Origin of the sequence: Rhodopseudomonas sp. B29 (assembly GCF_000333455.1) — a bacterium.
Classification (GTDB): Bacteria; Pseudomonadota; Alphaproteobacteria; order Rhizobiales; family Xanthobacteraceae; genus Rhodopseudomonas.
In genome coordinates, this window is sequence record NZ_BADD01000569.1 from 1 (window position 1) to 10,724 (window position 10,724).

Here is a 10,724-nt window from a genome sequence, read left to right on the forward strand (position 1 = left end):
GCGGCGGCGCGCTGATCATGCGCGGGCTGGAGTCGGGGGCGGCTGTGCTGGTGCTGCTGTTCGGAAGCGGGCTGCTGCTCGGCTATGTGGCGGCCGAGCGCGCCACCTGCTTCTAGGCGGCGACTTCGGAGAACGGAAACCATGTCAAACCGGGCGGCTTGTCGTCCGTATCTGACGACATAGATCGGCAGCTATGCGGAACCTGCGGCAATCCCGCATCGTCTTGACAATAATTGGCCAAAGCGCGAATTCAGCAGCATCATGAGCGTCATCGTCCCGATCCATGGTCCCGCGGTTGCACCGGCCCCAGCGCCGGAGCGTGTCGGCGTGCTGCTGGTCAATCTCGGTACGCCGGATACGTGCGACACTAAGGGTGTGCGCGTCTATCTGCGCGAGTTCCTGTCGGACCCGCGTGTGATCGAGAACCAGGGCATCTTCTGGAAACTGGCGCTCAACGGCATCATTCTGAACACCCGCCCGGCCCGCAAGGCCAAGGACTACCAGAAGATCTGGAACAACGACAAAAACGAATCGCCGCTAAAGACCATCACCCGCGCCCAGGCCGAGAAGCTCGCGGCGTCGCTGACCGATCGCGGTCACCTCTTGGTCGATTGGGCGATGCGTTACGGCAATCCGTCGATGCAGGACCGTATCGAGGCGTTGCTCGCCAAGGGCTGCACCCGCCTGCTCGTGGTGCCGCTGTATCCGCAATACTCCGCCGCCACCTCGGCGACCGTCTGCGACCAGGCCTTCCGCGTGCTGCGTGAACTGCGCGCCCAGCCGACGCTGCGGGTGACGCCGCCTTATTATCGCGACCCGTCCTATATCGACGCGCTGGCTCAGTCGATCAAATCGCATCTCGCGACGCTGCCGTTCGAGCCGGAAAAGATTGTGGCGTCGTTCCACGGCATGCCGCAGGCCTATATCGAAAAGGGCGATCCCTATCAGGCGCAGTGTGTCGCCACCGTCGAGGCGCTGCGCGCCCGCATGGGCATGGACGACAAGAAGCTGCTGCTGACCTTCCAGTCGCGCTTCGGCTTCGACGCTTGGCTGCAGCCCTACACCGACAAGACCATCGAGAAGCTCGCCAAGGACGGCGTCCGCAAGCTCGCGGTGGTGATGCCGGGCTTCGCGGCCGATTGTCTCGAGACCCTGGAAGAAATCGCGCAGGAGAACGCCGAGATCTTCATGGAGCACGGCGGCGAGGAATTCACCGCCATTCCGTGCCTCAACGACTCCGATGGCGGCATCCAGGTGATCCGCCAGCTGGTGCTGCGCGAGCTGCAAGGTTGGTTGTAACAAGGGTGGTCGTCACCGCCCGCCAAATCGTCACGACTCGAACCTAAGTTCAAAAACCGGCGACCAAACGGTGCGCCGGTTTTGACGTTTTTTGGCCGCCTCGCCGAGGCGGCTTTCGCCCGGCGAGGAGCGACCATGTATAATCTGTCCGGCTTCGACATCTTCTCCATCGTGCTCGTGCTGCTGGTGATTCTGACGTTGTTCGCCGGCGTCAAGACCGTGCCGCAGGGCTACAACTGGACGATCGAGCGGTTCGGCAAATTCACCCGCACGCTGTCGCCGGGCCTCAACCTGATCATCCCGTATTTCGATCGCGTCGGCCGCAAGATGAACGTGATGGAGCAGGTGCTTGAGATTCCGCAGCAGGAAGTCATCACCAAGGACAATGCCAGCGTCACGGCGGACGGCGTCGCGTTCTTCCAGGTGTTCGACGCCGCTAAGGCGAGCTACGAGGTCTCCAATCTGGAGCAGGGCATCATCGTGCTGACGATGACCAACATCCGTTCGGTGATGGGCTCGATGGATCTCGACCAGGTGCTGTCGCATCGCGACGAGATCAACGAGCGCCTGCTGCGCGTCGTCGACGCCGCGGTGTCGCCGTGGGGCGTTAAGGTCAACCGCATCGAGATCAAGGACATCGTGCCGCCGGCCGATCTGGTCGAGGCGATGGGCCGGCAGATGAAGGCCGAGCGCGTCAAGCGCGCCGACATTCTGCAGGCCGAAGGCGCGCGGCAGTCGGAGATCCTGCGGGCCGAAGGCGCCAAGCAGGGCCAGATCCTGCAGGCCGAAGGCCGCCGCGAAGCCGCGTTCCGCGATGCCGAGGCGCGCGAGCGCTCCGCCGAGGCCGAAGCCCGCGCCACCCAGATGGTCAGCGAGGCGATCTCCAAAGGCGACGTCGCGGCGCTGAACTACTTCATCGCCGACAAATACATCAAGGCGTTCGGCCAGCTCGCCGAGTCGCCGAACCAGAAGGTGATCATGCTGCCGGTCGAGGCGATGAGCATGCTCGGCTCGCTCGCCGGCATCGGCGAAATCGCCAAGGCCACCTTCGGCGAATCCGCCGCCTCCGCGCAGGCGGCGGCGCGCCGCGGCTCGGTGCCGACGACCGGGCCGGCGAAGACGACGTGATGAGATGCCACAAGCCATGGCGTCATCCTGAGGTGTCCGGCGCGCCGCGCTGATGCGCGGTGCGGCGGACCTCGAAGGATGTGCTACGCTGTGGGCCGCCCTCATCCTTCGAGGCTCGCTGCGCTCGCACCTCAGGATGACGGCTACGCGAGTCAGTTGCTAGTAAAGCGATGACTGTAAGGTTCTACACGGTGCAGCCATGATCGACCTGTTCGTCTCCCTTGGCGCCTGGACCTGGCTGATCGGCGGCTTCGTGCTGATGGCGCTGGAGCTGTTGGCGCCGGGGATGTTTCTGTTCTGGCTCGGCCTCGCCGCGCTGCTGACCGGATTATCAGCCTTCGTGCTGACGCTGTCGTGGCAGCTGCAGCTCTTGATCTTCGCGTTGTTCTCGATCGCGGCGGTGCCGCTGTGGCGGCGGATGGCGCGCGGCGGCGACACCGAGTCCCGTACAACCAATCCGTATCTCAACCGCCGCACCGAGGCACTGGTCGGCCGTGAGTTCACGCTGGAGAAGCCGATCGAGGGCGGCGCCGGCACGGTGCGGATCGACGATACTGTGTGGCGTGTGTTCGGCCCTGATACGCCGGCCGGCAGCCGGGTGCGGATCGTCGCGGCAGATGGCGCCCAGCTCACGGTCGCTCCAGTCTAGGATCCGCAGCGATTAGTTAGCGCAGTTTTGCGCTTGCTGGGATCTGATCGCAACCCGAATTCCGCCGTCATCCTGAGTTGCCCGCCGGGCCGCGCTAAGCGCGGCGCGGAGGGCCTCGAAGGATGGGCCTCGAGCCCTGTGGCCGCATCCTTCGAGGCGCGCTACGCGCGCACCTCAGGATGACGACTCTGTCCTCGCGAAGATTCAATCAGTCGAGGAGGCCCTCCAGCCTAATTACACTTGGTACGCTGCCGGCCAATCTTACAATCCATTCATATTTCCAAGGATTAATCCGCCGCCAAGCTCGGCGTAAGGTGAGGCTTCTATATTTCGACGAGTAGTTCGCGCCCTCCCGCATCGACAACAACCTCGGAGACTCGTCATGGATCGGACCAACCACGAAGACACCACTCGTCCTGCCCCGCAGCCGCGCAAGGTGCTGAAGCCGCGGCGCGTCGCACTTCTCGCTTCCGCCGCCGGCCTCAGCCTGGTGGTGGCGATGGGGGGCGGTCATTACTTCAGCCACGAATTTCCCGCTCTGACCTCGTCCGCGTCCGCCGCTGAAGTCGCTGCGCCGAACAACATGCCGGCCGGTTTCGGCGATCTGGTCGCCAAGGTGAAGCCGGCGGTGATCTCCGTGAAGGTCAAGATCGACGAGGACGGCCAGAATTCGCCGCTGATCCGCAACGACAACAGCGACGACGGCATGGCGCCGTTCCAGCAGTTCGAGCGTCAGTTCGGTTTCCGTGACGGCCAGGGCATGATGCAGGTGCCGCAGCGCCATCAGGTGATCACCGGCGAAGGCTCCGGCTTCTTCATCTCGTCGGACGGCTACGCGGTCACCAATAATCACGTCGTCGATCACGCCAAGTCGGTGCAGGTCACCACCGACGACGGCACCGTCTACACCGCCAAGGTCGTCGGCACCGATCCCAAGACCGATCTGGCGCTGATCAAGGTCGACAGCAAGAAGGACTTCCCGTTCGTCAAATTCGCCGATCAGCCGGCGCGTGTCGGCGATTGGGTGGTGGCGGTCGGCAATCCGTTCGGCCTCGGCGGCACCGTGACGGCCGGCATCGTCTCGGCGCGCGGTCGTGACATCGGCTCCGGTCCTTATGACGACTACGTCCAGATCGACGCGCCGATCAACAAGGGCAATTCGGGCGGTCCGGCGTTCGACACCAACGGTAACGTCATCGGCATCAACACCGCGATCTACTCGCCGTCGGGCGGTTCGGTCGGCATCGGCTTCGACATCCCGGCCGCGACCGCCAAGCTGGTCATCAATCAGCTCAAGGACAACGGCTCGGTTACCCGCGGCTGGCTCGGCGTCCAGGTACAGCCGGTGACGGCCGATATCGCCGACAGCATGGGCCTGAAGCAGGCGCGTGGCGCGCTGGTCGACAGCCCGCAGGACGGCAGCCCGGCCGCCAAGGCCGGCATCGTCGCCGGGGACGTCATCACCGCGGTCAACGGCAATGAGGTCAAGGACTCGCGTTCGCTGGCGCGCACCATCAGCCTGATGGCGCCGGGCAGCAATGTGAAGCTCGACGTCGTGCACGACGGCTCGGCCAAAACCATCGATCTGAAGCTGGCCGAAATGCCCGGCGATCACCAGCGCGTCGCGCAGAACGACAGCGCCGGCCGTGAGCACGGCCGTCCTTATCTCGGCCTGCAACTGGCGCCGGCCAGCGAAGTCGATGGCCGTGGTGACAAGGGTGTGGTGGTCACCGGCATCGACCCGAACGGCCCCGCCGCCGATCGCGGCCTGCGCACCGGTGACGTCATCCTCGACGTCGGCGGCCGCGCAGTGTCGAACCGGAACGACGTCCGCCAGGCCCTCACCGACGCCAACGACCACGGCCGCAAGACCGTGCTGATGCGCGTGAAGACCGCCGACGCAGCGGCACACTTCGTGGCGGTGCCGATCGCCAAGGGGTGAGGAAAGCTCAAGTAGTTAAAATAGCGACAGCAACAACAAAGACGCAGGGGCGGGCTCCGGGCCGCCCCTTTCGCTTTGTGTCCGACATTTCTCCGTCATTGCGAGCGAAGCGAAGCAATCCAGCCCCATGCACGGAGCTGGATTGCTTCGTCGCTTCGCTCCTCGCAATGACGTCTATCTACGCAATCACCGTCATCCTGAGGTGCGAGCGAAGCGAGCCTCTAAGGATGGGCCACGGGCATGACGTGAGCATCGAGGGATGCGGTCTTGGTACGCGTAGCTCATCCTTAGAGGCCCTACCCGTCGCGCTATTGCGCGACGCGGAGGGCACCTCGGGATGACGCCGAGTGAGTGGATGCGCAGAACAATCCGCTACTCCGCCGCCTCCGGCAGCCGGTCCAGTTCCTCATGCGGCTTGATCTGGCGCGGCGCGCCCATCAGCACGGGCTGGAAGAACACCGCGGCCGCCATGGTGCAGACCAGCGACAGGAACATCAGCTGGCCCATGCTGGACATGCCCGGATAGCTCGAGGCCCACATGCTGCCGAAAGCGACGGCGTTGGTCATGGCGCTGAACACCACGGCGCGGGTCAGCGTCGATTGCAGCAGGCCGGTTTTGCCGGCGCGCCACGCCATGATGTAGTACACCTTGAAGGCGACGCCGACGCCGAGCAAGAGCGGCAGCGCGATGATATTGGCGAAGTTCAGCGGGAAGCTGCTCGCGGCGCAGATCTCCAGCGTCACCGCGCCGGCGATCAGCAGCGGCACCAAGGTCAGCGCCACGTCGCTGAACCGGCGCAGCGCGATGATCAACAGCGCGGCGATGGCCACGAAGGCGAGCAGGCCCGCCTCGATGAAGGCCCAGGTGATGGTGCGCGAGGATTCGTAGTAGCTGATCGCCGTGCCGCTGGCGTTCGGCGCCACTTTGAGAATGGCCTGGGCGAAGCCGCGCAGCACTGTGTTGTCGTCGGTGTTGCCCTTCGGCAGCGTCTGTACCAGGGCTCGTCCGTCCGGCATCAGCCACGACCGCCGCAGATCCTCGGGCAACGTTTTGACCGTGATGGTCTGCGGATCGAGGCTGGCGCGCAGCCGTTCGAGCTCGCGCTGCAGCGGGCGCACGATCGCGTCGGTCGCCTTCTGACGCATGGCCGGATCGGCCTGCCCCAGCCGGTCGAGCAGCTTGGCGACGTCGCGGGGGTCGTTGGCCGCCGCGTCGGTCGCGCTGCCGGCGTCACCGGTCAGGGCGGTCGAAGCGTTCTGGATCGCCGCGACGACGTCCTGATCATTCGGCGCCAGCGCTTGCCGCGACGGCGACAGCGCGGACCGCAGGCTGCGCCCCGCGGCCTTGAGCGCGGCGATCTTGGCGGGCTGATCGGCCGGAATGAAATTACTCAGCGTCGTCGTCCGCGACACCTCGGGCAGCTCGCGCAGCTTCGCTGCCAGCGTGTCGGCGGCCTCGACATCGGGTGCAATGACGTCGGCGTCGATCGCCGCGGTCTGCGGCGACGCCTGCAGCTCGTGATAGGTCTTCACCGACGGCGAGTTGGGGTTCTGCAGATTGATCGGATTGAAGTCGAAGGTGAGGTGGGCCAGCAGCGGCGTCGCCGCCAGCACAGCAACGACGGTCGCGCCGATCACCACGAAGCGATGCCGCTGCAGCACGTGGTCGAGCGGCGCCAGCCACTTGAAGCCGACCGGTTCGGCTTCGCCCGGCGGCTGCAGCAGCGCCAGCATCGCCGGCACCAGCGTGATGCTGCACAGGAAAGCGACCACCATGCCGGTCCCGGCAATCAGTCCGAGTTCGGACAGGCCGCTATAGTCGGTCGGGATGAAGGCGAAGAAACCCGCCGCCGTCGCCGCCGCGGCGAGCGCCAGCGGCGTGCCGACCTTGCGGGCGGCGGAATGCAGCGCTTGTTCGAGGCCGCTATGATCGTGACGTTCGGCCCGGTAGCGCACGCTGAACTGGATGCCGAAATCGACACCGAGGCCGACGAACAGCACGAAGAACGCCACCGAGATCAGATTGAAAGAACCGACCATCACCATGCCGAGCGCCGCGGTCAGCGCCAGGCCGACCATCAGGCTGAAGAACACGGCGGCAATGATCCGCCACGACCGCAGCGCCAGCCACAGGATGACCAGCACGCCGACCGCAGCGGTCAACGTATCGCGCCAGGCGCTGTCGCTGATCACCGAAAACTGGTCGTCGTTCATCGGCACCTGACCGGTGAGCGACACCGTCGCGCCGAGATCGCCCAGTTTGAGCTCCTTGGCGGCCGCATGAATCGCGTCGGTGGCAGCGCGGCCGGGCTGCAGCGCGCTGAAGTCCAGCACCGGATCGATGTCGAGGAAGTGACGCCGCTGCGCGATCTCGGCGCGCTTGCCCTGCGTCAACTCCAGCCATGAGAAGGTTGCGGGCTTGTCAGCGAGCACGTCCGTCAGCGTCGTCTTGGCGAGCGACAGCGGCCACGCCAAGTCGTCAAACTTGAAGCGGCCGGCCTTCGCCGCCTTGGCCGCGTCGGCGAGCGTATTCATCACGCCGCGCAGGCTCGGGTCGGCGGCGAGCTGCGCCACGACCGGCTTCAGCACGCTGAGTTCGCCCGCTGTTTTTTTCACGTCCGGCAGCGGTTGAAACAGCAATCCGTTGCGATCGAAGAACTCGCCGCTGTCCGGCCGGCCGACGCTGCGAAACAACTCGTGCTGCTGTGCCAGCTTGTCGGCCAGCAGGGCGGTGGCGCGGTCGGCGTTCTCGGGTGAAGGCGCGGTGATCACCGCGGTGATGCCCTGCTGGGGAAAGGCGCGCGCGAGCTCGATCTGGCGTTGGTGCCACGGCAATTTTTGCGAGATCAGGGCTTCGACATCTGTGGTGATCGAGAAATTGAGGATCGCATAGGCCGCTGCCAGAACTGCGATGATCAGCCCGCCGATCACCACCGCCCAGCGATGGCGCACGCTGAAGTCGACCGTGCTCACCACCGCGTTGTTCAACATCGCCATGCATCCGCCATGAGAGCCGTCCGACCCGCGCCGCCTCGAGCTAAGACCACGTCTATTCGCCTTCGGACGACTGAAAATCCCCGGACCGGTGCGGTCGGGAAGCTGTCAGTTCCAACGGCCCACGCAGGCCTCGGTTCCGCCGCCGCGACGGATCAAGCGTAGGTGAGGGCGCAACTATTGGCTCGGGTAGGACGTTCAACCGGTTCCCGGAGTCATTCCCTTTCTGTCAGTGGAGCCAGCCATGAAAACCGTCGTCGTCACCGGCGCCAGCGCGGGAGTCGGCCGTGCGGTCGCCGTCGCATTCGGTCGCGCGGGCTGGCAGGTCGCGCTGATCGCGCGCGGCGCCGAAGGCCTCGCGGGCGCGCAGCGCGAGATCGAACAAGCCGGTGGCCGCGCGCTGGGCATCGCTGCGGATGTCGCCGATGCGGACGCGATGTTCGAGGCTGCCGCGCGGATCGAGCGCGAACTGGGCCCGATCGACGTCTGGGTCAACAATGCCATGGTGACTGTCTACGGCGCCATCGTCGATATCACGCCCGAGGAATTCGCTCAGGTCACCAACGTGACTTATCTCGGTCAGGTTCACGGCTCGTGGCGGGCGCTGAAGTACATGCGGCCGCGCAACGCGGNCGCCATCATCAGCATCGGCTCGGCGCTGGCCTATCGATCGATTCCGTTTCAGGCGCCTTACTGTGCCGCCAAAGCGGCGGCGCGCGGCTTCATCGACTCGCTGCGCAGCGAGCTTTTGAACGATAACAGCGGCATCACGCTCAGCATGATCCAATTGCCGGCGGTGAATACGCCGCAGTTCGACTGGGCGCGCAACAAGTTCGATCGCAAGCTACGGCCGGTGCCGCCGATCCATCAGCCCGAAGCAATCGCCCGCGCGGTGCTGCGCGCCGTCGACGAGCGGCCGCGGGAATATTGGCTCGGCTTCCCCGCCGTCAAAGCGATTGCGGCGCAGATGCTGATGCCGTCAGTGGCGGATTGGTACTTGGCGCGCGCCGGCGTCGGCAACGAGACCACCAACCAGCCGGCCGTTGCCGGGCGTGCGGACAATCTGTTCGAGGCCGGCCGCGGCGATCCAGGGGCGCACGGCCGCTTCGACGACACTTCGTCCGATCAGGCCTTCCCCTACAATCCGGATATGCTTCGCGCCGGCGTTGCGTTGATTGCGATGGCCGGGGCCGCAGCACTCGCGGCGGCGTTGCTGTCGCGCCGTCGCCCCGCCATGGCGCAGCGTCGCCTGCCGCCGCGCTGAGCAATCTCAGCGCGATCCGCTTGCGATCTCGCCGTTCGGCGCCAGTGCAGGCGACGGTCCGCCGCCGACATGCCGGATCGTCAGCGGCTCGGCCGTCTCGACCATCAGCTGGCGCACCCGCGGCAGCGCTTCCGGCATGTCGGTGCGCAGGAAGGCGATCAGCTTCTCCCGCACTTCGCTACGCAGATCGGCCGCTGCGCCGGCGCTGCCGGCGCTGACCAGGGCGCGAAGCTGCATGGTGGTCTCGGACGCATCGATCACCTGCAGGTTGACGACGTTGCGGTCCCACAATTTGCTGGCAGCGACGATCTCCGACAGCTTGGCGCGGATGCGGTCGACGTCGGCCGCGTAGTCGACATGGATCATCACCGAGCCCATCAGCGACGAGCTTTCGCGCGTCCAGTTCTGGAACGGCTTCTCGATGAAATAGCTGAGCGGCAGCACCATGCGCCCCCAGTCCCACAGCTTCAGCACACATAGGTGGCGGTTGATTTCTTCGACGGGGCCGTACTCACCTTCGACGATCACCGCATCGCCGATCCGGATCGGCTGGGTCAGCGCGATCTGGATGCCGGCGATCATGCTGGCGAGCAGCGGCCGTGCCGCGAGACCGATGGCGAGGCCGGCGACGCCGGCGGAGGCGAACAGGCTGACGCCGTATTGCCGCACCGAGTCGAACGTCATCAGCGCGGTGGCGATGCCGATCACCACGATCACGGTGGCGGCCGCGCGCTTGAGGATCCGGATCTGCGTGACGTGCTTGCGCGCCATCAGATCGTCTTCGGAGCCGGCGCCGAAGCGGCGCAGATACACCGCGCCGGCGATGTCGGTGATCAGTTTGGCGATCCAGGTCAAAAGCGCGATCACGGAGATCTGCAGCAAATGGATCAGCAGGGTCGCAAGGCCTTGTTGCAGCGGCATCAGCCGTAGCACCTGCACGACGGCGAACAGCGCGACCGCCAGAGCCGAGGGCCCGCGTGATTTCTGCAGGATCAGCAGCGCGGCGAGATTCTGGCCGCGCCGCAACCGGCGCTCGGCCAGCGCGAAGGCGAGGCGGTGCAGAACCAGCGCCACCAGCAGGGCGCCCGCGACGACCAGCAGCACGGTCATCCAGGTCGGCATGAGGCTGAGTTGCGTGGTGACGGTGGTGATCAGCGATTGAAGCACGAAGCGCACATCTCCTCGGGTCCTGGGCGTGTGCCGACACATTGCCGCGCGGCGCCGCGAGTGGCCTAAATCACCCGCACAGCTTCAGGTTCCACGACCCAAGTTGCAATGCCTGTTCTGCTTTGCAGAGCAATTTTGGTACGCCGACGGACGCATCCGCGCGACGGATGGTCGCGATTGCAAAGGGCCCTGCGCGACAGCGCTTCCTGTCACGGCAGCAAGCCGGCCGCGGCGGAACGATAAGGGGCGCGTGCCCGTTACCGCTGCATCAGTTCGAAGCG

7 protein-coding genes and 1 pseudogene are annotated in these 10,724 nt (G+C 65.6%); 6 read left to right on the top strand and 2 right to left on the bottom strand.

The annotated features are described in order from the left end of the window. The 5 genes and pseudogenes from I5M_RS33845 to I5M_RS20260 form a co-directional block, all read left to right on the top strand. Positions 1–116, top strand: a pseudogene (locus I5M_RS33845) (nickel transporter); the annotation flags it as partial. A 145-nt stretch (positions 117–261) separates the two neighbouring features. Continuing rightward, a complete protein-coding gene (gene hemH / locus I5M_RS20245; RefSeq protein ID WP_022723058.1) occupies positions 262–1,299 on the top strand; it encodes a ferrochelatase in 1,038 nt (345 codons plus the stop codon). Positions 1,300–1,443: 144 nt separating this feature from the next. Next, on the top strand, positions 1,444–2,427 hold the full coding sequence (locus tag I5M_RS20250) for an SPFH domain-containing protein (RefSeq protein WP_031337169.1): 984 nt from the start codon (positions 1,444–1,446) through the stop codon (positions 2,425–2,427). A gap of 199 nt (positions 2,428–2,626) precedes the next feature. After that, a complete protein-coding gene (locus tag I5M_RS20255; RefSeq protein WP_022723060.1) occupies positions 2,627–3,076 on the top strand; it encodes an NfeD family protein in 450 nt (149 codons plus the stop codon). Between the two features lie 382 nt (positions 3,077–3,458). Next, on the top strand, positions 3,459–5,018 hold the full coding sequence (locus I5M_RS20260; protein ID WP_022723061.1) for a Do family serine endopeptidase: 1,560 nt from the start codon (positions 3,459–3,461) through the stop codon (positions 5,016–5,018). A 372-nt stretch (positions 5,019–5,390) separates the two neighbouring features. Here the strand turns inward: I5M_RS20260 and I5M_RS20270 are convergent, their stop codons facing one another. Continuing rightward, positions 5,391–8,015 carry an MMPL family transporter gene (locus I5M_RS20270; protein WP_022723063.1) on the bottom strand — a complete coding sequence of 875 codons (2,625 nt, stop codon included), beginning with the start codon at positions 8,013–8,015 and terminating at the stop codon, positions 5,391–5,393. A gap of 241 nt (positions 8,016–8,256) precedes the next feature. On the opposite strand from I5M_RS20270, the gene I5M_RS20275 reads away from it, so the two are divergent. After that, positions 8,257–9,276 (top strand): SDR family oxidoreductase, encoded by a 1,020-nt coding sequence (locus tag I5M_RS20275; protein ID WP_022723064.1) that lies wholly within the window; start codon positions 8,257–8,259, stop codon positions 9,274–9,276. Positions 9,277–9,282: 6 nt separating this feature from the next. On the opposite strand, the gene I5M_RS20280 is transcribed toward I5M_RS20275, so the two are convergent. Then, on the bottom strand, positions 9,283–10,443 hold the full coding sequence (locus I5M_RS20280) for a mechanosensitive ion channel family protein (protein ID WP_244432060.1): 1,161 nt from the start codon (positions 10,441–10,443) through the stop codon (positions 9,283–9,285). Positions 10,444–10,724 lie beyond the last annotated feature (281 nt).

Bases quoted from the DNA above. Each gene is read 5' to 3' on its own strand.
- hemH (WP_022723058.1), top strand. From the start codon at position 262: ATGAGCGTCATCGTCCCGATCCATGGTCCCGCGGTTGCACCGGCCCCA.
- I5M_RS20255 (WP_022723060.1), top strand. From the start codon at position 2,627: ATGATCGACCTGTTCGTCTCCCTTGGCGCCTGGACCTGGCTGATCGGC.
- I5M_RS20260 (WP_022723061.1), top strand. From the start codon at position 3,459: ATGGATCGGACCAACCACGAAGACACCACTCGTCCTGCCCCGCAGCCG.
- I5M_RS20270 (WP_022723063.1), bottom strand. From the start codon at position 8,015: ATGGCGATGTTGAACAACGCGGTGGTGAGCACGGTCGACTTCAGCGTG.